The 21,002-nt window shown below is 61.8% G+C and carries 18 protein-coding genes; 8 read left to right on the top strand and 10 right to left on the bottom strand.

Annotated features, from left to right (window positions below; all coding sequences use genetic code 11):
- Positions 1–59 precede the first annotated feature (59 nt).
- Positions 60–1,307 (top strand): NAD(P)/FAD-dependent oxidoreductase, encoded by a 1,248-nt coding sequence (locus ACILSE_RS06705; RefSeq protein ID WP_395716597.1) that lies wholly within the window; start codon positions 60–62, stop codon positions 1,305–1,307.
- Here ACILSE_RS06705 and ACILSE_RS06700 read toward each other — a convergent pair.
- From ACILSE_RS06700 to ACILSE_RS06690, 3 genes are all read right to left on the bottom strand, one after another.
- On the bottom strand, positions 1,246–1,716 hold the full coding sequence (locus ACILSE_RS06700) for a hypothetical protein (protein ID WP_395716596.1): 471 nt from the start codon (positions 1,714–1,716) through the stop codon (positions 1,246–1,248). The genes ACILSE_RS06705 and ACILSE_RS06700 overlap by 62 nt on opposite strands.
- The gene (locus tag ACILSE_RS06695; protein WP_395716595.1) at positions 1,713–2,927 is read right to left on the bottom strand and encodes an acyltransferase family protein; all 1,215 of its coding nucleotides are present in this window, start codon (positions 2,925–2,927) and stop codon (positions 1,713–1,715) included. The genes ACILSE_RS06700 and ACILSE_RS06695 overlap by 4 nt, the downstream gene beginning before the upstream one ends.
- Positions 2,928–3,041: 114 nt before the next feature.
- Positions 3,042–3,485 (bottom strand): hypothetical protein, encoded by a 444-nt coding sequence (locus ACILSE_RS06690; protein WP_395716594.1) that lies wholly within the window; start codon positions 3,483–3,485, stop codon positions 3,042–3,044.
- A 110-nt stretch (positions 3,486–3,595) separates the two neighbouring features.
- Here ACILSE_RS06690 and ACILSE_RS06685 point away from each other — a divergent pair, with 110 nt between their 5' ends.
- The 3 genes from ACILSE_RS06685 to rpsU all read left to right on the top strand — a co-directional run bounded on the left by ACILSE_RS06685 (position 3,596) and on the right by rpsU (position 5,824).
- Positions 3,596–4,099 carry an FHA domain-containing protein gene (locus ACILSE_RS06685; protein WP_395716593.1) on the top strand — a complete coding sequence of 168 codons (504 nt, stop codon included), beginning with the start codon at positions 3,596–3,598 and terminating at the stop codon, positions 4,097–4,099.
- A 142-nt stretch (positions 4,100–4,241) separates the two neighbouring features.
- Positions 4,242–5,513, top strand: coding sequence for an adenylosuccinate synthase (locus tag ACILSE_RS06680; RefSeq protein ID WP_395716592.1), 1,272 nt, complete (start codon positions 4,242–4,244; stop codon positions 5,511–5,513).
- Positions 5,514–5,587: 74 nt separating this feature from the next.
- Positions 5,588–5,824 carry a 30S ribosomal protein S21 gene (gene rpsU, locus ACILSE_RS06675; protein ID WP_395716591.1) on the top strand — a complete coding sequence of 79 codons (237 nt, stop codon included), beginning with the start codon at positions 5,588–5,590 and terminating at the stop codon, positions 5,822–5,824.
- Between the two features lie 73 nt (positions 5,825–5,897).
- Here the strand turns inward: rpsU and ACILSE_RS06670 are convergent, their stop codons facing one another.
- Positions 5,898–8,315, bottom strand: a complete 2,418-nt coding sequence (locus ACILSE_RS06670) for a heavy metal translocating P-type ATPase (protein WP_395716590.1) — start codon at positions 8,313–8,315, stop codon at positions 5,898–5,900.
- 127 nt (positions 8,316–8,442) lie between these two features.
- Between ACILSE_RS06670 and ACILSE_RS06665 the strand changes: the two genes are divergently transcribed.
- Positions 8,443–9,327 carry a polyphosphate kinase 2 family protein gene (locus ACILSE_RS06665; RefSeq protein WP_395716589.1) on the top strand — a complete coding sequence of 295 codons (885 nt, stop codon included), beginning with the start codon at positions 8,443–8,445 and terminating at the stop codon, positions 9,325–9,327.
- Between the two features lie 72 nt (positions 9,328–9,399).
- Here the strand turns inward: ACILSE_RS06665 and ACILSE_RS06660 are convergent, their stop codons facing one another.
- The 3 genes from ACILSE_RS06660 to ACILSE_RS06650 form a co-directional block, all read right to left on the bottom strand.
- On the bottom strand, positions 9,400–12,270 hold the full coding sequence (locus ACILSE_RS06660; RefSeq protein WP_395716588.1) for a PVC-type heme-binding CxxCH protein: 2,871 nt from the start codon (positions 12,268–12,270) through the stop codon (positions 9,400–9,402).
- A gap of 58 nt (positions 12,271–12,328) precedes the next feature.
- Positions 12,329–13,681: a hypothetical protein gene (locus tag ACILSE_RS06655; RefSeq protein WP_395716587.1), complete on the bottom strand. Its 1,353-nt coding sequence runs from the start codon at positions 13,679–13,681 to the stop codon at positions 12,329–12,331.
- A 100-nt stretch (positions 13,682–13,781) separates the two neighbouring features.
- Positions 13,782–15,206: a Gfo/Idh/MocA family protein gene (locus ACILSE_RS06650; protein ID WP_395716586.1), complete on the bottom strand. Its 1,425-nt coding sequence runs from the start codon at positions 15,204–15,206 to the stop codon at positions 13,782–13,784.
- A 92-nt stretch (positions 15,207–15,298) separates the two neighbouring features.
- Here ACILSE_RS06650 and dnaG point away from each other — a divergent pair, with 92 nt between their 5' ends.
- Positions 15,299–17,155, top strand: a complete 1,857-nt coding sequence (dnaG, locus tag ACILSE_RS06645; RefSeq protein WP_395716585.1) for a DNA primase — start codon at positions 15,299–15,301, stop codon at positions 17,153–17,155.
- A gap of 35 nt (positions 17,156–17,190) precedes the next feature.
- Complete coding sequence (rpoD, locus tag ACILSE_RS06640; RefSeq protein ID WP_395716584.1) at positions 17,191–19,041, top strand: RNA polymerase sigma factor RpoD; 1,851 nt, start codon at positions 17,191–17,193, stop codon at positions 19,039–19,041.
- Here rpoD and ACILSE_RS06635 read toward each other — a convergent pair whose 3' ends face one another.
- Genes ACILSE_RS06635 through ACILSE_RS06625 form a run of 3 tightly spaced genes read right to left on the bottom strand, consistent with a single transcriptional unit; the run spans position 19,042 to position 20,272 of the window.
- On the bottom strand, positions 19,042–19,395 hold the full coding sequence (locus ACILSE_RS06635) for a gamma-glutamylcyclotransferase (RefSeq protein ID WP_395716583.1): 354 nt from the start codon (positions 19,393–19,395) through the stop codon (positions 19,042–19,044).
- Positions 19,392–20,075 carry a biotin/lipoate A/B protein ligase family protein gene (locus ACILSE_RS06630; protein WP_395716582.1) on the bottom strand — a complete coding sequence of 228 codons (684 nt, stop codon included), beginning with the start codon at positions 20,073–20,075 and terminating at the stop codon, positions 19,392–19,394. The genes ACILSE_RS06635 and ACILSE_RS06630 overlap by 4 nt, the downstream gene beginning before the upstream one ends.
- A gap of 50 nt (positions 20,076–20,125) precedes the next feature.
- Positions 20,126–20,272, bottom strand: coding sequence for a hypothetical protein (locus ACILSE_RS06625; RefSeq protein ID WP_395716581.1), 147 nt, complete (start codon positions 20,270–20,272; stop codon positions 20,126–20,128).
- A gap of 215 nt (positions 20,273–20,487) precedes the next feature.
- On the opposite strand from ACILSE_RS06625, the gene ACILSE_RS06620 reads away from it, so the two are divergent.
- Positions 20,488–20,988, top strand: a complete 501-nt coding sequence (locus ACILSE_RS06620; protein ID WP_395716580.1) for a hypothetical protein — start codon at positions 20,488–20,490, stop codon at positions 20,986–20,988.
- Positions 20,989–21,002: the final 14 nt, after the last annotated feature.

The raw sequence follows: 21,002 nt of genomic DNA, 5'->3' as shown, positions 1-21,002 counted from the left end.
GGCATGCCCAAAGGTGCATGCAGGACGTTTTTTGGATGAGTGACGCACACCCCAGGATTGTGATTGTTGGCGCCGGCCTCGCAGGGCTGGCGTGCGCGCGTGTGCTGTCGGCGGCAGGACGGAAGTTCACGATCCTGGAGGGTTCGAACGCCGTCGGCGGCCGCGTGCGGACGGATCACGTGGAGGGCTTCCTGCTGGATCGCGGCTTCCAGGTCTTCCTGCCTGCTTACCCGGAGGCGCGGAGGGTGCTTGATTACGACGGGCTCGACCTGCGGCCGATTTATCGCGGGGCGGACGTCTTTGTGAAGGACCGCTTCCACCGCATGGCCGACCCGCTGGCGCATCCGCTGACGGCGATGAAAAACTTCCGGGATGAAATCGTCTCGCTGCGTGACAAATGGACCACGCTGCTGCTGCGCAAGGAGGTCTTCGGCCTCCGCCAGCCGCCGCGAGACTTGGGGGACATGGAGACGGAGGATTACCTGCGCGATTTCGGCTTCTCCGAGACGATGATCGACCGCTTTTTCCGGCCGTTCTTCGGCGGCATTTTTTTGGAGAAGGATCTGCGCACCAGCGCCGCCATGCTTCAATTCCTTTTCGCCATGTTCGACCGCGGCGGCAGCGCGCTGCCCGCGCACGGCATGCAGGCCATTCCGAACCAGCTCGCCGTGGCGCTGCCGCCCGGCAGCCTGCGTCTGAACGCGCCGGTATCCGGTGTGCGTGCCGGAGAGGTGACTTTGGACAGCGGCGAGGTGCTGCATGCGGATCACGTCATTGTGGCGGTGAGCGAGGAGACGGCGCACCGCCTGCTGCCGCAGAGCGGCATGCCCGCGCCCTTGCCCAGCCGCTCGACGACATGTCTTTACTTCACCACGGATGAACTGCCGCCGGGTGATCCGATCATCCACCTCGATGGTGACGGGCGCGGGCCGGTGAACAGCGTGATGGTGCTTTCCCGCATCTCGCCCCATTACGCGCCTCCAGGACGGCATTTGATCTCCGCCTCGATCATCGGCTCGCCTTCGAGCACGGAGCTGGAGCAGGTCGTGCGCGATCAGATGCGGCGCTGGTTTGGGGAACACACCGTCGCGAAGTGGCGGCACCTGCGCACCTACCAGATCCGCCATGCGCAGCCGGAAGGAAGGCAGTTGAAGCTCGGCTCGGGGGCATTCCCTGCCGTGATTGAGCCAGGGTTGTATCGCTGCGGTGACTGGTGCGAGGATGTCTCCATCAACGGGGCGCTGATCAGCGGACGGAAGGCAGGAGAGGCGGTAATGAGAGCGTTGGGAGAGCCGATCCAGGATTGACCGTCGATGGGGCCTGCTGCGTGGGCAGCGAGAAGGGATTGATCGTGGGCGCGGCATTCACGAGCCGCAATTCGACCTTCGTGGGGCCGAATTTGTCCGGCTGCTTGTCCACGAGCGCTCGGAATTCCTGCGCCACGGTTTCTGCGTCGGCTCGGTTGGCGAGGTCCTTGATGATCACCGTGGTGAAGCCGGGTCCGGCCTGCACCTCGATTTTCCGTGGTGGCACTCCCATGTCGGCGTGGATGAGTTTTTCCCACGCGCTGGCATGCTGGAGATCAGGAATGAGCACGAGGCCGGCTTTGTGCAGCCGCTCCTCTTCTTTCAAATCGCGTCCGGCCGTCGCGGCAGGCGGCTTGCTCTGACAGGCGGAAATCAGGAGGATGAACGGGAGGAAAAAACGCGGGATCACAGCTTGAGGAAGGCTTTCTGCCGATACAGCCAGAAACACACGAGCCAAAGCACAAACAACACGCCACACCGCTCGATCACCGGCTCCCAGCCGGGCACAAAGACGCTCTCCGGCAGATGCTTGTGCAGGTTTTCGCGAATCCAGCCGGCGCACAGGCTGTGCAGCAAATAAATCGTGATGCTGTTCATGCCGACGACGACCAGCGGAAACACCAGTCGCCTCATGCCCGCGATCTCAACGAGCCAGTAGAAGCATGAGAGCAGGACGAGCACCCAGCCGCCACTGAGGACGGCCCACGAGGGCGTCCAGATGCGCTTCAACACCGGCAGCACCGTGAGATGATCGAATTTCGCACCGATGACCGGCAGGATTTTCAGATCGAGCCCCGTGCCGATCAGCACAAGGATCAACCCGGCAATGAGCAGCGTGGCGCATTTGCGTTTTTCAGAGTGCAGGCTGCGGATGAGGAAATCTCCCGTAACCGCACCGCCGAGCATCGTGGCCAGCGCAGGGATGAAGTTCAGCGTCTGATAGCCGCCCAAATTGTAGTCGAAGGGCTTCGCCTGAGGCAGCAGGTTCAAAAACCAGCGGTCAAAGTCCGCCGCCGCGTTGGTGTGGATGCTCCAGTGGCCGGAGAAGCCATGAAGGATCGCGTTTTCCGTGCCCTTCATGCCCGCCACAGCCGCCAGTTGCTCAGCGGAGGGCAGCGGATGATTGATGAAGAACCAGGTGTAACCGGCGAGGATTAAAATGATGGCGGACACCATGTATTCCCAGCCCATGCGGGAGAAGATGAACAGGAAGAAATATCCCAGCCCGATCTGCGCCAGCACATTGGTGAACAGAAACACCGTGTGCTTGTCACCCGCATGCGTGGCCAGCATCACGCCCAGCGCCACGAGCAGGATGGAGCGCGTCAGCGCATGCCACGCCATGCCGAGGAACGACTGGCCGTGCTCCCGCCGCTTCATGCACGAAAACGGCACCGCCACACCGACCATGAACATGAAGCTCGGCTGGATCAGGTCCCAGAGCGAGCAGCCCTGCCAGGCCTGGTGCGCAAACTGCGGCTGGATGAACTCCCAGAACGAACCCGGATGCGCTGCCGCCATCTGCACGATGCCAAAGCCCGAGGAGGCCATCAGCAGCATGATGAAACCTCGATATGCGTCGAGGGAGAGGAGGCGATGGTTGGTGGTGGTTGGTTCCATGGTGGGAACCAGAACGCCGCTTACGGGGCCGGGCTATCCGCTCTGAAAATGACGAATGAAGAATTCCGAATGAGGAATGAACTCATTCCTCGTTCTGATTTCGTCATTGCCGTCTCATGCGGCCAGCACCTCGTGCGTGTGAATCGCCGGATTCACGATGTCGCGCACGAACTGCGATGGCTCGGCGCCTTCGCCGAAAACGTAAATGCGGGTGCGCAGCGTGAGCTTTTTGAGCTCAAAGCCGGGATTCGGCGTGCTGCGGTAGTAATTGAGGATCATCTCCTTCTCAAGGTCGAGCGCCGCGCCTTTCATGCCGTATTCCAGCACGAAGGCCGCCTTCTCGAACGCCGGCTGCCCGCCGGTACGCGCCTCCTGGCTGATGGGGTCGATCAGCACCTTCCCCACGAAGTTTTTCAAAGCCGCCTCGTCGCCCTCGAACTCGATTTTATAAACGCGTCCTTCGCGATACTTCAGCGGCAGCGGATGGGGAGCGTAGAGCAGCTTGTGGCAGTCGCTTTCGGTGTCGAATTTGCCGAGGATTTCGAAGACTTGGGTCACAGGGAGATCGGGGGATGGTTCCGTCCCTCCCTAGCGAGAACCCCCGCCCGCGCAAGCCCGTGAATCCCCCCTTGCCACCCCTGCCCCGACCTGCTAAAAAACTCCCTGCTATGCCTCGTATCCAATTCACCACCCCAGATGGTGCCTCCGGCGCTCTCGAACTCGACGCCGAACGCATGTCCCTCGGCCGTGCCGACGACAACCAGCTCATCATCACCGATGATTCCGTGTCCAGCCATCACGGCGAGGTTTCCTTCGACGGCAGTTCCTGGACACTGACCGACCTCGGCTCCACCAACGGCACCAAAGTCGGCGGTTCCCGCGTCGAAAGCATCGCCCTGACTCCCGGCGCATCCTTCCAGCTCGGCAATGTGAACTGCGTGTTTGTCGGTGATGGCGAAGAAGCCGCTTACTCGGCGCCTACGATGACCGTCAGTACGCCGTCAACCGCCGGATACGGCTCGCATCCCTACGACCGCAGCCTCCGTCGTGGATTCGGCCCCAAGGCCAAGGAAAAGAGCTCGGGCGGCGGACTGCTCACCCTTCTCGGCATCGTGGCCCTGCTGGCATGCGGTGCTGCCATGTATTTCGCCTCGCAGATGGGAGCCTCTTGAACCTCGTTCCTGCGAGCCTGCGGCACCAGCTTCGTGATGACCGGAGCCTTGCGGCCTGAAACGGCTGCGCTGGTGTCACTTGCGCGCCCATCCCAACCCCTCGCGGCCTGTTGCGCCGCCCCCAGATCAGAAAGAAACTCCCATGTCCAATACCATCGTTGTCGGCGCCCAGTGGGGCGATGAAGGAAAAGGAAAGATCGTCGATTTCCTCACAGAAAAAACAGACGTAGTCGTGCGCGCCGCAGGCGGCAGCAACGCCGGCCACACCGTCATCAGCAACGGTCAGAAATACATCCTGCACCTCATCCCCAGCGGCATTCTTTGGGAGGACAAACTCTGCGTCATCGGGAACGGAGTCGTGCTCGACCCGGTCGGCCTCCTCGAAGAAATGGCCAAGCTACGCGGCCAGGGCGTGAAGATCACCGCGCAAAACCTTCGCATCAGCGAGACCTGCCATCTCGTCATGCCTTACCACAAGGCCCTCGACCGCGCCCGCGAGGCACGTCGCGGCAAGAACGCCATCGGCACCACCGGCCGCGGCATCGGCCCGGCTTACGCGGACAAGGTGGAGCGCAACGGGCTGCGGGCCATCCTCCTCACTCAGCCGGAGAAACTGGCCGAAGCCTTGCGCGAACGGATCGTGAGCAACAACGAATTCATCGTCGCCTCTGGCATCGAGGCCGTCCCGGTTGAGGAGACGGTCGAAAAGATCCTCGCCGCCGCCAAGGAACTCGCCCCGCACATCACCAACACCACCGTCGTCTGCCACGAGGCCATCAAGGCCGGCAAGAGCCTGCTTTTTGAAGGCGCGCAGGGCACCTACCTCGACATCGACCACGGAACCTACCCGTTCGTCACCAGTTCAAACACGACCACCGGCGGTGCCTGCACGGGTTCCGGCGTGCCACCGCGCATGATCGACAAGGTGGTCGCTGTCTGCAAAGCCTACACCACCCGCGTCGGCAGCGGCCCCTTTGTCACGGAGAATGACGACATCGGCGACATGCTGCACAACATGGGCCGCGAGTTCGGCGCCACCACCGGCCGCGCCCGCCGCTGCGGCTGGCTCGACGCCGTGCTGCTGCGCTACGCCGTCATGGTCAATGGCGCCGACGAACTCGCCATCACCAACCTCGACGGCCTCGACGGCCTCGATGAAGTCCAGATCTGCACCGCCTACAAGCTGCGCGGCCAGACGCTCCAGTATCCGCCGAGCACGGTGGAGGACATCGAAGCCTGCGAGCCCGTCTATGAAACCCACCAAGGCTGGAAGCAGGATCTGAGCGGCATCACCCGGTTCTCCGACCTGCCGCCGCTCGCGAAAGCCTACCTCAAACGCGTGGAGGAACTCACCGGAGCCAAAATCAGCCTCCTCGGCGTTGGTCCGGCCCGCGAGCAGACGCTGGTGGCTTGAGCCTACATTCCTGTTGACGCCCGTCATCCTGCCCCTACTTTCGCGCCCCTTTTCCCACCACCCCCAAACTTGATATGACCGAAGTTCAAATCCGCAAAGGCGAACCTGTTGACCGCGCTCTCAAGCGTCTCAAAACCCGTCTCGAAATGGACGGCATTCTCGAGGAAGTCCGTCGCCTTCGTGCCCACGAAACTCCCAAAGAGCGCACGAAGCGCAAAGCCCGTGCCGCTGCCAAGCGTGGCAAGATTCGTTTCCGCTTCACCCTGCCGAAGGCGCCCGCCGCTCCTGGCGAAGCCGCTCCTGCCGCTTAATCCACCGCGTTGGGAAAAGACAAAATTCAAAAAGGGCGGCATCACAGCCGCCCTTTTTTCATGCTCGCGTCTGTCAAACAACCGCCAGCACTTCCCTGTCCGTCGCACCTTCGGGAAGAGGACCGGTAAAAGGGTTCGCTTGGGCGGATTTTGATCGTCTAAAGGTCAGCGCCACCAGCGACAGTGTGCAGAGCGAGCTCAGCGGCATCAAAATCGCCGCCGCCAGCGGACTCAGATGCCCCATCAGCCCGGCCACGGCCGTGATGAGATTGTAGCTCACCGAAAACGCGAACACCCGCCGTGTCGCTCTGCGGTGCAGCTTTGCCACCTGCATGAGTCCGCTCACAAAGCGCAGGCTGTGGCCCAGGAAGAAGAAATCCGCCTTCTGCTCCAGGAAACTGCGTCCCGTCACCGGACTGCCCGCGCACAAGGCCGCGTCGAAGGCCAGGCTGTCATTCGCCCCATCGCCCACATAAAGCGTGTCATCATGATTGCGCTCACGCAGCCAATCCGCCTTCGCCTCCGGCGTCAATTCAGCACGCCAGCAGGCCGCTGACAGTTCCAGCTTCCGCGCAATTTCCTCCACCTTGCGTGAACGGTCTCCACTGAGCACACAGACCTCAATGTCACGCCCGCGCAGATGGCGGACTTCCTGCACGGATTCGGCTCGCAGTTCATCGCGGAAGCGAAACGCGGCCAGAACCACGCCATCCAGCGTCAGCACCGCATCACCCGCCGTTCCAGCCTCCGGGCGCCCGAGACGCCACTCACGCCCGTTTTCGTCGAGGAAACCCAGACCGTGTCCCACAACCTCCTTGACCATGCAGCGGTCAAAAACTCGAGAATCGCCCTCAAAAGCGACCGCGTCATACAAGCTGCGGCTGACCGGATGCAGGTTGCCCGTCACCAGATGTCGCAGGGCCGCTCGCGATTCCGCATTCAACGCTCGCAGCGCCTCGGGATTCTCCAAAACCGGGTTTTCCAAGGTTAGTGTGCCCGTTTTATCAAACACCACACGCTTCACACGCATCAGCCGCTTCCACAGGCCCAGCGTGCGCACAAACACACCCAGCTTCTCCGCGCGCGACGCCGCCATCTCCTCCGCCAGCGGCACCGCCACGCCCAGCGCGCACGGACACGACACCACAAAGATGGAAATCATCACCTGCAACGCCTGCGCGATGCCCGCGCCATGCCCCCACCACCAGACCGCACCGGCGATTCCGACCACGACCACCACCGCGAGATAGCCGCGCAGCAATTTCTCCAGACGTACGTCGCGAAACTCCGCCTCACGCCTCGCATCCAGCAGACGCCGCAGTGTCGAATCCTCCCAAGTCTCCACCGCCTCCACCGTGAGCGACTGCGTGCCGATGTTCAATGCGCCCGACGGCACCAACTGCCCTTCTTCTCGCGCTTGAGCCTCGCTCTCGCCATTGATCCACTCCAAACTGACTGAAGCGCCCTCGCTCATCAGTTTCGAAGCGACCGGCACGGTTTGCGCCGGTTTCACGATGAAACACATGCCCGGCTTCAGGTTCGCCACCGGCTTGGCCTCCTCCAAGCCCGCGTCGTTATGCACGCTCACCGTCTCAGGGATCGATGTGTCACGCATCAAACGCCTGCGATTGCGATCCACCGCCGCCTGCTGCGCCCAGCGACCGGTGAGCATCAGGAAAATGAAAATCGCCACGAAGTCGAAGTACTTCAACCCCTCCACACCCGCGACCCATCCGCCCATCGAACCCGCATACGCCGCCGTCACGCCCAGCGCGATCGGTGTGTCGATGTGCAGCACGCCCGCACGCAGGCTGCGCCACGAACGCTCAATGAAATAGCTGCCGCCCACCGCCATCGCCAGCGTCGCCGAAAAGGCCGCGATGAGGTCGAACCAGTGCGCGAAGGCAAAATCACGCGGCATGCCGAAATACGCAGGCAGCGAAAACGCCATCGCATTCATCGCCAGCGCCCCGCAGACGCCCATGCGACGCGACAAGCTGGAGGATTCCTTTTTGTCGCCTCCTTGCAGCGGCGGTCCGAGCAAATAGCCGAAGCTTTGCAAATCACGAGCCACGGCCACGGCATCGAACTGCCCGCGCTGCCACGTCAGCCGCACCTCACCATGCACCACGTCCACATTCACGCGCAAGGCGCCCGCATGACGCGCAAACAACCGTTCGATCAGCCACACGCAGCCCACACACGAGAGACCCTGCACCGCCAGGCGCAGTTCCACGACGTCCGACTCGCTTGTGCGCTCGGCCTCCGCGGCCAGCAGTGTCAGCCACTCATAATCTCTTTCCCGCAGAGCCTGCGGCGCCACAGGCGGCAGAGCGGCGTTGCCTTTCAGGTCGTAAAAGTGGTCAAAACCCTCCTGATGCAGGAGATCGTGAACATAGCTGCATCCAGCGCAGCAAAATCCATCATCGCGACCAGCCGGAACCGGCGAACCGCAATGGGTGCATTCAAGTTGAGTGTGAGGCGCGTTCATCACGCCCGCACTATTCACAGGAAGGCTCCCGGGACTCGTCAGGGCTTGGCATAGTGCGTGCGTGGCTTGCGCAGACGCAACATGCCTTCGCTTCTTGACGCATGGTTCACCCCACCGACTCTCCGCCATGAAACTCAAGATCGATCTCGAAGAATTTCGCGTGCCTGATGGCAAACCGTTTCGCATCAAGAAGGCGAAGACCAAGGTGAAGGACGTCTATCAAGATGACGCGCACTACGAGTCGCTCATCGCCGAGTTCCGCACGGAGATCGACGATTTGCAGCAGAAAATGTACGCGCAAAACCGCCAGGGGCTGCTGCTGGTGTTTCAGGCCATGGACGCCGCTGGCAAGGACAGCACGATAAAGCATGTGATGAGCGGCGTGAACACGCAGGGCGTCGAGGTGCATGCCTTCAAGCGGCCCACGGAAGCCGAACTCGACCATGACTTCCTCTGGCGCACCACACGCGTGCTGCCTCCACGCGGCCGCATCGGCATCTTCAACCGCAGTTACTACGAGGAAGTGCTCGTCTGCCGTGTGCATCCTGAGATCGTCACGAAGATCCAACGCCTCCCTGCCGAGACAACGAAGAACCTCAAGAAGCTCTTCGCAGACCGCCTCAAAGACATCCGCAATCTGGAGAGCTACTGCCACCGCAACGGCATCCGCATCGTGAAATTCTTCCTCCACGTCTCGAAAGCGGAGCAGAAGAAGCGCTTTCTCATGCGCATCGACACGCCAAGCAAGAACTGGAAGTTCGAGGAGGGCGATGTGAAGGAACGCGGCCACTGGAAGGACTACATGACCGCCTACGAGGACGCCATCCGCGCCACGGCGACCGATGAATGCCCGTGGTATGTCGTGCCCGCCGACGACAAGAAAAATATGCGTCTCATCGTCAGCGCCGCCATCCTCGCGGAGATGCAAAGCATGAAGCTGAAGTATCCTGAGCTACCGCCGGAGCAGAAAAAGCACCTGCAAGCCGCGAAGCGGTTCCTGCTAGCGGAGTAGCGGTTAGCAGAGGTTACGAGTTAGAAGTTATGAGTTCAGACCTTCTGCTCATAGCTCTTAACATATAACTCATCACTTCAGACTTCTGAGCCATGCCACGAGGTCGAGAAGCTCTCCCTCGGGCATCGTCTGGTCGAGGCCCATGGGCATCAGGCTGGTGGTGAGCGTGGTGTCACCGGTGATCTGCTGATGCGGGATGTTCTTCTCCTGGCCGGCGATGTCCACCACGAGCAGGCCCTCGGCGGTGTGCGATTTGATGACGCCGAGGGTTTGCTGGCCGTCGCCGGTCTCGATGATGTGGGCCTCGTAGTCGCGGGCGAGGGTGTTCGACGGGAAGAGGATGCTTTCAAGCAAATCACGCTCGGTGCGGATGGCCCCGATCTTCGTGAGATCGGGGCCGATGGCGCGTCCCGTGTCGCCGATCTTGTGGCAGGCGATACAGGTGCCTTTACCGGCTTTGAAGTGTTTTTCGCCGTTGGCGGCGTTGCCGCTGGCGACGACTTTGTCGGCGAGCGGGCCGAGCTGGCGTTTTTTGGCCTCGGTGGCGGCCACGGCTTTGTTGTAAGCAGGCAGGATGATTGTCTCAAAGATCTCCGGCGGCAGATCAGCCAGGGCGGTGCGGTATAAACTCTCCTGCTGGCTGGCGATGGCCGGATTCTTCGCGATCTCGCGGGCCAGCGTCTTCACGATTTCCACTTCCTTGCTCTTCTTGAGCAGCGGAAGAAGTGTTTTGAGTTCCACCGGGCCGACGGTGGCCAGCAGCGGGGCGATTTGAGACATCTGCTCCTTCGCGATAGGCGCGGTGGCGAGCATGCCGGCCGCTTGAATCTTCGCTGCGGAGGATGACGCGGCATCGGCGAGGACGTTTTTGACCATGTCGAAGGTCTCGCCGTTGAGTTTGACGGACGTCGCGGAGTCGAGCGCCTTCAGGCGGATGGAAAGCGGGCGCTTGGTGTCGGCGGCGATGGATTGGAGGGCGGCATCGAAGATGGGCGCTTTGAGTTTTTTGATGGCGTCGAGGACGAGCGGCGTCGGAGCGGCGGAGAGGGCTTTATCGATGAGGGGCAGCCAGTCGTTGTTCACGATGCCGCCTTTTTGAGAGGCGATGACATTCAGCGCGGCATCCCGCACCTCGGCGGAGGCATGGGAAAGCATGCCGGTGATGAGTTTTTGAGCGCCGGGCTTTTCAAGAAGAGGGCCGCAGAAGCCCATGAGAGCCTGGAGACGGCGTGCGGAGACTTTTTCGTCCCGCAGCCAGAAGATGAGGTTCTTCGAGAACCATTCATCCGCCTCGGCGTGGTCGGTGGTGAGGTGCAGCGCGGTGCGGGCGAGGGCGGCATCCTCGGAGTCGAGATGCTTCGCAGCGAAGATGGCGGTGATGTTCACCGCGCCGGGATCGTTCGGGACGATGCTCAGCAGCGCCCGACGAAGCGCTGCGGGGCTTTTGAAACTCTCCAACTCATGCTCATCAACGAGATGAAGTCGCTGCGCTGCGGCGATGAGGCCATGCTCGGCCACAGGATCGAGATCTTGATCAAAGAGCGGACGGATGGCGGACTTCACCGATTCGGCCACGCCGTTCTCGGGATCGAGATTGGCCGTCATCCATTCGAGGGCGTGGCGGCGGGCGTGAGGATCGGAAGATTTTAGATTTTGGATTTCAGATTTCAGATTGGGCTCGGCGAGGGCGGCGCGGACTTGCTCGGAGGTGGCGGGCTGTTTGGGTTTGATGCGATACACCGCGCCGAGGAGATCGGATTTCGCCATCAGACTGCTCGGGCAGCCGATGCGGAACCAGCCCCCGGTGTCGATGAGGAGGAGGGAACCATCGCGTGGGTCTTCCATGACATCGGTGAGGTGGATGTCGGGGTTGTGGAGTTTGAGGAATTCGTTCTCGACGGCCTTGTAGGTGCTGCCGCTGGGCGTGAGCTCCATGCGGACGAGGCGCTGGGTGTTGAAGTGGGTGACCATGAAATGCTCGGGCGTATCTTTGCGGGCAGGAGTGCCCGCATCACTGCCGTAGCTGCGCCAGAAACAACTGCCGCTGACGGCGACGTGGCCGAAGTTGTACATGACGGGCATGGTTTCGAGCGTGCGCGGGAGATGGGCGATGGCTTTGAGCTGATCGGCCCGCTCGTAAACGCCGCCGTATAGCCAGTGGATGATCGTGTCGCCGCGGGGCTGGGTGTAGTAGAGGTTTTGCACGCCGATGATGTCGCCACTGCGGGTGAAATCGACTTCGACGGGGTTGTCACCGCAGCCGAGCGAGTGCCAGGCGACATCGCTGCCATCGGGTTTGCAGCTCCAGATGCCGCAGGCGAGCGAGGCATCGACCGGTGTGCCGTCCTTCTGCTTCACATCGTGGCCTTTGCGGCCGTGGCACCAGTAAAGGCGGCCGTTGGGATGCAAAAAGGGGCCGTGGATGTCGGCGGCATTGCCGGTGTAGTCGAAGCCGCTGACGATCTCCTCGCGCTGATCGGCCACGCCGTCGTTGTCCGTGTCCGTGAGCTTCCAAATCGAGGGTGGCGAGGCGACGTAGAGGCTGCCGTTCAACCAACATGCGCCCTGCGGGAAGGTCATCTTGTCCGCGAAGATCGTGCTCTTGTCGAAGCTGCCGTCTTTGTCGGTGTCTTCAAGCATGAGGACGCGATTGGGCGGATTCTCCTCGAGCTGTTTCTTGTTCCAATTCACGCCCGTGCCATCGCCGACGAAGAGGCGGCCCTTGTCATCGAGGCAGCCCATGATGGGATGCGTGACAAGCGGCGATGCGGCCGCGAGCTCGAGCGTGTAACCTTCCGGCAGCTCGTGTTTCGGCAAAGCGAGCGAAGACTTTCCCGTCACCACCACGGGTCGTTTGGCGCTGTCAGGGATGGTGTTGCCTTTGTCCGGTGGCAAATCGGCGGCAAACGCGGGAACGGCGAGGAGGCAGAGAAATCGGCGCATGAAGCCAATACGTTGCCACCCTGAGGGATGCTTGCAGTTGAGCAGCCCGAAGACCGAACTACAAACGTCGCACTTCCTGCACTTCGAGACCGGTGAGCTTCCATTCGCCTTTGGCGGGCGTGATGGTGACGCGGGCGTTGTAGATGTTCACACGGGGATGGCTGTGGCCCCAGTGGCCGACGATGCCGCGCGCCATCCAGTTGCAGTCGGCCACAAAACCTTCGCCCTTCGGATTCGCCTCCACCTTGTCCACGTTTGCCGAGAATTCGGCAATGGTGACTCGGGTGCCCTCACGGCCCTCGATCGTGAGCGCCTGGATGGTTTCGAGGTAAAGCTTGCGCAGCAACTCTCCATCGACACTGCGGGCGAGCACGTCATAAACGTCGGACTCGACGTGATGATCGAAGGCGCGGTAAACATTCCTCAGGAGCGGCGAGACGATTTTTTGCGCGTCCTCGACCTGCGCGATTTTCGGGCTGGCGGAGCCTGTTTGGACTGGAATCACCATCAACTGGCTCATGAGCACGGCCCCCAGCAACCAGACGGCGACAAACGGCAGGCTGCCGCCGGGAAGCTTGTAACCGGTGATCTTGAGGTACGTGTAAAACGCGATCCCGACGAGCAGCCAGATGACACCGCCGAGTGGCAGGCGCATGGGCTGAGGCACTTCAAACTGCGGCACGGCAGCCAGCGGCGCGGGACGGGGAAGGCGGCCATGATTGCGCCAGCGATAAGTTTTGACGGCCGAGTGGATTTCACCCGTCTCGCTCAACGGGCCGAAGAACACACGCACGGGCAGCACCTTGAGATTGTTCACCCAGCCCTTCCAGGTGACGTTCAACTCATCCGGTCCGGGCGGTGTGGCAAACTCCCAGATAAAACCGAGCATCGCCTGGTTGGTCGGCAGGTCCTCGTCTTCCTTCAGCGGCAACGTATTGCCCGGCATGCCTTTGATCACCGCAACGATGGGCAGAGGAACAGGCAGCGATTCATTCGAAGTGCCGAGGGAGCACCACTCGGTGGCACGCAGCGCGGCGGCCTCGCTCAACTGCTTCCGCCTCTCCGGTGTGAGCGTGACGGACGCCTGCTCCCCTGGTTCGAGCCACTGCTGCATGGTGGCGGCGTCAAAGAGCACCTCAAACCGGGCCTGGTAAGGCTCCACATAAAGATAAGCCTGCGCCAGAGGGCCGGTGATCACCGTAGGAGCGCTGGCGGGCAACGGCGGCGGCTCAGCACGTGGTGCTGGCACGGATGCGGGAGACTCCACCTTCGGCACAACCTGTGGAGCTGTCATCGGAAGCGCGGGCGAAAGCGAGGGCAGGTTCTCCAGCGGCTTGAGCGGGCCGATTTTGATGGTCTCGGGCGGTTGGGCGTTCTGCGAGAATGAAGGGCAAAGCAACGCGAGAACCATGGCGCATGAGAAAACGCCGCTCGCACGCGGACGGCGTTCTCTTTCATGGGTGGCTCGTTTCTCCTTCGTCATTCCATCTTAAAGTTTCAGCATCACCGCCTCACAACACCCACGGCTTGCGCCATTCTTTCGAGAGCAGCTTCGAGGCCGCCGCGTTGTCGGCGATGGTCTCGGTCTTCGGATCCCATTTTAATGCCGTGCTGCCGCTGCGCAGGGCCACGTTCGCGAGGTGGGCGATGCTGATGCTGCGGTGCGAGACTTCGATGGGTGTGGCGGTCGGCTTGCCGTCGTAGATGCAGGAGAGGAAGTTGTCCGTGTGGTCCTTGCTCTCGTAGAGGTGGATTTCATCCTTGCCGGCCTTCTCGCGCAGGATTTCCGGATTGCTGGCGGTGATCTTGCCGCGGTTGACGTAGATCCATTTGCCCTCGTCGCCTTCAAACATCACGCCGACGTGGTCGAAGGGCTTCTTCGCGTTCGGTGTGGCCAGGGCGGCCTCCACTTCCGGCATGAGCTTGTGATCCGGACTGGCGACGTGCATGACGACGCCGTTCTCATACACGCACTCGAAGGTGAATGCGGTCGCGGTGTTGTAGAGCGCGTCTTTGTTGAGCGTGCCGGAGACGTTTTTGATCTCGACAGGTCCGGTGAGGTCGGTGCCCATGCCCCACTGGGCGATGTCGATGTGATGGGCGCCGAAATCGGTGATCATGCCGCCGGAGAAGTTGAAATTGTGACGCCAGTTCAGCGGCAGCAGCGCCGGACGGTAGTCGATCTGCTCCGCCGGGCCGAGCCACATTTCATAGTCGAAATCGGCAGGCGGGGGCGCGGGATTGATCTGATCGGCCATGCCGTTCCAGTTCGTGTGTCCGCCGGGAAGTCCGACACGCACGCGCTTGAGTTTGCCGATGCGGCCATTGCGCACCTGCTCGCAGGCGAGGCGGAAATAAACATCGCTGCGCTGCTGGCTGCCTGTCTGCCAGGTGATACCGGCCTTCGCCACTTCATCGCTCATAAGGCGGCCTTCAGCGATGTTCAGCGCGAGCGGCTTCTGGCCATAGATGTGCTTGCCTTTGCGGGCGGCATAAACGGCCATGTAGGCGTGCCAATGGTCCGGCGTGGAAACCTGCACAGCATCGAGGTCTTCCTTTTCCATCATTTCGCGGAAATCGGCATACGCGGTGCAGACCTTGGCCGGTTTGTTCGCCGCCTTGGAGTAATGCTCGTCGATGATCTTCTTCCCGGCCTCACGTCCGCCAGTTTCCTTGCCGTCGTAGCCGTAATGGCCGTATTCCTTCATCGGATCAGCCACGGCGATGACCTGGCACTTCTCGTTGTTCAGAAATGAAGGCGTCCAGTCACCGGCGATGGTGCCCCAGCCAATCGCACCAACGGTGATTCGCTCCGAAGGCGCGGGACGTCCGCCTTTGCCCAGCGCGGTCGCCGGGATGATCGTGGGAAAGCCCAGCGCGGCGGCGCTGGTGGTGAGAAAACGACGGCGGGAGAAGGCGGGCGGGCTGGTGTGCATGCTGAAAGCGTTTATAGCGAGTGGACGGTAGCAGGCCAATAAAGAATTCGTCATGAGGTTGCGGCGGGCGCGGTGCTTAGCACTCTGAGCACATGCCGCGCATCCCGGAGGAAACCATCCAGCAAGTGCTTGCCGCCACGGACATCTTGGCGCTGGTGGGACGTTCCGTGAAACTGCGCAAGGCGGGCACGAACTACCTCGGCCTGTGCCCGTTCCACAACGAGCGCACTCCATCCTTCAACGTGAGCCCTTCCCGCGGCACCTACCACTGCTTCGGCTGCGGTGCGGGCGGTTCGGCGATCCGTTTTGTCATGGAGCACGACGGCATGTCGTTCATGGAGGCCGTGAAGCGTCTCGCAGACGCCGCGGGCATCCGCATTGTCGAAGAAGTTTGGGACGCGAATGCCGAGGCGGAGGCAAAACAGCGCTCGCTGCTGCTGCGGGCGAATCGTGAGGCTGCGGAGTGGTTTCACCTGCTGCTGATGAAACACAAACTGGCAGCGCCCGCCCGTGATTATCTGAAATCCCGCGGCATCAACGCGGAGATGGCCAAACGCTGGCAGATGGGCTACGCGCCGCAAAGCACGGCTTTTTACCGCGAATGGATGGCGCAGCAAAAATTGCCCGAGCGCGTCATGGTCGAGGCCGGCATCTTCATCCAGCCCACCGAGGACGAAAACGGCCAGACTGGCCGTCCTTACGCACGCTGGCGGCATCGCCTGATGTTTCCGATCCGCAACGACAACGGAGACGTGATCGCCTTCAGCGGCCGCATTCTCGACAAGGACCAGAAAGGCGGCAAATACGTCAATTCGCCCGAAACACCGGTTTTCACGAAGAGCCGCGTGCTCTTCGGCTTCGACAAATCGAAGCGCTTCATCTCGAAGGCCGACCAGGCGATCATCTGCGAGGGCCAGATCGACATGATCATGGTGTTCGAGGCCGGTTTGCAGAACGTGGTGGCCGGACAGGGCACCGCCTTCACCGAACTGCACGCGAAGATGCTCAAGCGCGTCTGCAACGAGGTCGTTCTCTGCTATGACAGCGACAACGCCGGCCGCGAGGCCACGGAGAAGGCCTTCCGCATTCTTTCGCCGCAGGGCATCAATGTCCGCGTCGCGGCGCTGCCCCAGGGCGAGGATCCTGACTCGCTCATCCGCAAGGAAGGCGCGGACGCATTGCGCGCCATCGTCTCCGAGGCGCCGGAGTTTTTGGAGCATCAGATTCGCGCCCTTCGCGCCAGCGCCAAGGGCAACAGCACGGTGGAGCGCGTTCGCATGGCGGAGCAGGTCGCCGGAGCGATCAGCATCTTCACCGGCGTGGCCCAACGTGTCGCCGCCGTCAACAAAGTGGCCAAGCTGCTGGAGATCTCCGAGGAGCAGCTCAACACGATGGTCAAAAAGGCTGCGGCGGAGCAAAAGAACGACGCGAAGCAGTCTGGAATGAGGGATGCCTCTGTGAACGTGCAGGACGAGGCAAAGAAGCTGCTCTCCTCGCAGCACAAGACCGCCGTGCTGCTCTGCCAGATGGCCTTGAACGATGCCGAGGTGCTGCACTGGCTGCGGGAGGCCGACTGCGAGGACATGCTGCGCGAGGTGCCGGGCACGGAGCTGCTCGCACTGCTGGCACGCAGCCGCTACAACCCGCTGGATGAGACCTCGCAACTCGTCTTTATGTCCGGCCTGCAAAAGCATGAGGAAGCGGCGTTCGCGCAGCTTCAGGCACGCGCACGTCCGCCCGGCGGGCTTGAAGACGCGAGACAAGCGCTTTACACGCTGGAACTCGCACGGCTGCAAAACTTGATCCAGAGCATCCAGTCCAAACTGCGGCAGCCTGGACTGTCCGAGACCGAAATGGAACGCCTGCAGCAGCAGGTGGTGGAACTCACGGCCTTGAGGAAAGAATGCCTTGACCGTACCAAAGGCTCTCCGAATAGTTCCGCTCTCTGACTGACGCAGCTCCCGGAACCCCCGCCGAGGCATGTATGGCCGTCTCCAAAAAAAATCACAACGGATCTCATTCTCACAGCGTCACGCCGCAGACGGCGGCAGTCGCTGATGTTCCGGTCAAACGCGGGCGCGGCAGGCCACGCATTCATCCGCCGAAGGAGAAACCTGCCGTTGTCCTGGGACCGGACGGGCTGCCGGTGAAGCGCCGCAGAGGCAGGCCGCCGAAGAACGGCTATGCCGGCGGCATCACGCATTTTGCGAACACGACGCACGACGACATCCACTCGCCCGAGGTGCAGGCGCGCCTGCGCAACCTCATCCGCACCGCGAAGGAGCAGGATCATCTCACCTGGGATGACATCAACGATGCCCTGCCCTCCGGTTTCGTCACCCCCGACCTCATGGACGCGCTCATCACGCGGCTGCGCGCCATGGAGATCAAGATCACCGAGGACGCGGACGTCGATGGGTTGGCCGCGCGCCATGCCGCGGCACGCGAACGTCTCAACGCGGAGCGTGACGCCGCCTCCGCGAAGCTGGATGTCTTCGACGACCCCGTGCGCATGTATCTGCGCCAGATGGGCCAGGTGCCGCTGCTCACCCGCGAGCAGGAAATCCAGATCTCCAAGCGCATCGAGAAGGCCGACCTCAGCCTGCGCCAGTGCCTGCACACCATCGGATTCATCGGCCAGGCGTATCTTCAGTTCGCCGAGGCTCTGTGCAGCGGCGTGGAGCGTTTCGACCGCCTCGTGAGCGACCGCAAGGCCGACGAGCGGGACGCCTACTTCAAAAAGCTCAAGCCCCTGCTCGACCAGACGCGCGAAACGCACGAAAAGGCTGCGAAAGCCTTCGAGGCGCTCCAAGGCGCCGGTCCGCGCAAAAAAACCGCATGCCAGGAGGCGTTTGACGCGCTGCGCGCCACCTTTTTCCGCCAGTGCGAGAAGTTTTACTTCAAGTCGAAGGTCACCGAGGACTTTGTCTCGCTGCTCCAGCAACGGCTGGCCGATCTCGACGGCCTGGAAAGAAACCTGCGCGAGCACCCGCGACAGGAGGCGGCTAAGGAGGCCGTGCGCGCCTTTGAGCGGGATGCCTGGATGGCGGCGGCAGACTACCGCAGCCTGGTCACCGACACGCTCAAGCATGTGAGCGATTCCACACGGGCGAAAACCGAGATGATCGAGGCGAACCTGCGGCTGGTCATTTCCATCGCGAAAAAGTACACCAACCGCGGCCTTTCCTTCCTCGACCTCATTCAAGAAGGCAACATGGGCCTCATGCGCGCCGTGGAGAAGTTCGAGTACCAGCGCGGCTATAAGTTCAGCACCTACGCCACCTGGTGGATCCGACAGGCCATCACCCGCAGCATCGCCGACCAGGCGCGCACCATCCGCATCCCAGTCCACATGATCGAGACGATCAACAAGCTCATGCGCGTGCACAAGCAACTGCTGCAGGAGCTGGGACGCGACCCCACGCCGGAGGAAATCGCCGAGGAGATTCACCTGCCCGTAGATCGTGTGAACGCCGTGCTGCGACTCTCGCAGCAGCCCGTCTCCATGCAGGCGAAGGTCGGCGAGAGCGATGGCGACAACGAGTTCGGCGACTTCATCGAAGACAAGGAGGCGCGCGACCCCATGGAGCTCACCGCCATGAACCTGCTGCGCGACAAACTCAAGGACGTGCTCGACACGCTCAACCCGCGTGAACGCGAAGTTCTGGAGCAACGCTTCGGCCTCGGCGACGGTGCGGGCCGCACGCTCGAGGAAGTCGGCAAGCAGTTCCAGGTCACCCGCGAGCGCATCCGCCAGATCGAGGCCAAGGCGCTGCGCAAGCTGCGCCACCCGACGCGTATTCGCAAACTCGGCGGCTTCTTTGGCGCGAGTTGATCACCAGCTCCCTCCAACATCACGCCTGCCCTGCACATTGCGCAGGTAGAGATAGCCTTCCACTCGCCGCGACGAGAACGCGCCGTCGAGTTCGATCAAAACGCGCTCGTATTCACCGCCTTCGATGTCCTCCAGCACGTCGAGCCGGACCAGTCCGGCCTCATCGACCTCCCAGACTTCGCCCTCGATGGAGATTCCGTTTTCCACCCTGACCATACCGGGATAACCACCGAGATCGAACATGCGGTAGAGCGGTTTCGTTCGTGCTTCGGAGACAAAACGCTGCTTTTCGATCCAGCCGTGATTCTCACGTCCGCGCTTCAACGTGCCATAGACGAAGACGAGCGTGCTCATAGCAAATCCTCCCTCTCGGCGAGCCACTGCGGCAGGGAGTAGCGCTTTTCCACGAGTTCCTGCGCACGCGCCGCGATCTGCGGCGGCAGTTCATTGACAAGCATCACCTCTTCAGCCAAAACCGCCGCCCATCCGCGCCAGAAATCAGACTTCACCACGACCTGCTGCACGCTGCCTTGATGCAGCAGGCCGAGTTTTCCGCGCCGCTGCCCCGCCCCGGCGATTTTCACTTTCCCGCGCACCACGTCATGCAAAGCGGGCGCGACGAAGCAGAACGGATTCTCGATCAAATCGTCCGGTCCGGCGAGGCGACAGCCATTGAATCCTGCGGCCACCAGCGCCTCCGCCAGAGCCGCATGGATGAGCCGGTAGCTGTCCAGCGGACGCGTCTCCGCCCACGGATGGGCGCCGGGCACGATGACGGAATACGTTTCATCCTTCTCATGCAAAACAACGCCTCCACCGGTCCATCGCCGCATCACCGGCCAGCCAGGAAGCGCCTCGCCGAGCTTTGCCAGGTTTTGCGCGTAGCCTATCGTCACCGTGGCGGCATCCCAGTCATACACCCGCAGGACAGGAACATCTGAAATCTCCAGCCACGCCTGGTCCACGGCCATGTTCCAGGCTCCGTCGTGCGGAAGAGCGTCGAGATGCAACGTGAGTCGGTCAAACAGGGTCATTTCGTGTCCGGCTCAAGATGCCGCGTATTTTGGGGCTTGCACCTTCGATGTCAGGTGCGCTCGAGGTTGGTGATGTGGCCGAGAAACATGAACTCGTGGCAATGGAACTCGCCCCTTCGCTCGATCCTGGCGCGGTTCAATTGAAGGAATGAATCGAAAGCACCGCCGATAAGCTCATCCCCGAAATGGGCATCCATGTCCTCCAGAATCCGGGTCCGAGCCTCAAAGCCCAGAAGAACAAAAAGCAGTTCGAGCCCGCGGCGGCAAGGTGCGTGTGCAGCAGGGCATGGCCGCGCTGAAGCACTTCACCGGCAGAAAATGGCATCCGGGCTGTGTCTTTTTTTGCGGCTGGAACTTAAAACCACTTCTCCCGCAGGACAGGACACCCGCTCCGCGACGTTTTGATCATACCATGAGCAGTTTCCGCCTCAGACCACGCTTTTCACACACGCTGGACCTCTCCATGGAGGACATGAGGGACAAGATCGTAAGGCAGGCACTCGATGACGGTGACCTCTGCGAGGTGAAGTGCTTTCCCGGCTACCTCACGCTGCGCATACCGGAAAGGGCCCAGCATTACTGGTCGCCGCAGTTGAATCTGAGCTTGGAAAGCGACGCTCCCGGCCAGACACGCGTCGAAGGCACCTACGGACCGAACACCAGCGTCTGGTCCGCCTATCTTTACGCCTATCTCCTTGTCGGGACGGCGGGCATTTTTTCCGGCATCTTCGGCGCATGCCAGTGGTTCATCGGCGAGACGGCCTGGGGCCTGGGCGTCTTCGCCACGATGATCGCGCTGGCCCTTGGACTCTATATTCTGGCCCAGTTCGGCCAGAAGCTTGCTGCTCAGCAGACCTTTCTCCTGCACCGCGTTTACGAGGACGCGGTGGGACATGCGGTGGTGGTGAAATGAAAATGATGGCCTCG

Origin of the sequence: Prosthecobacter sp. (genome assembly GCF_044236155.1) — a bacterium.
Taxonomy (GTDB): Bacteria; Verrucomicrobiota; Verrucomicrobiia; order Verrucomicrobiales; family Verrucomicrobiaceae; genus Prosthecobacter.
Note: the sequence above shows the minus strand (reverse complement) of the source record. Positions and strands in the feature narration are given on the sequence as shown.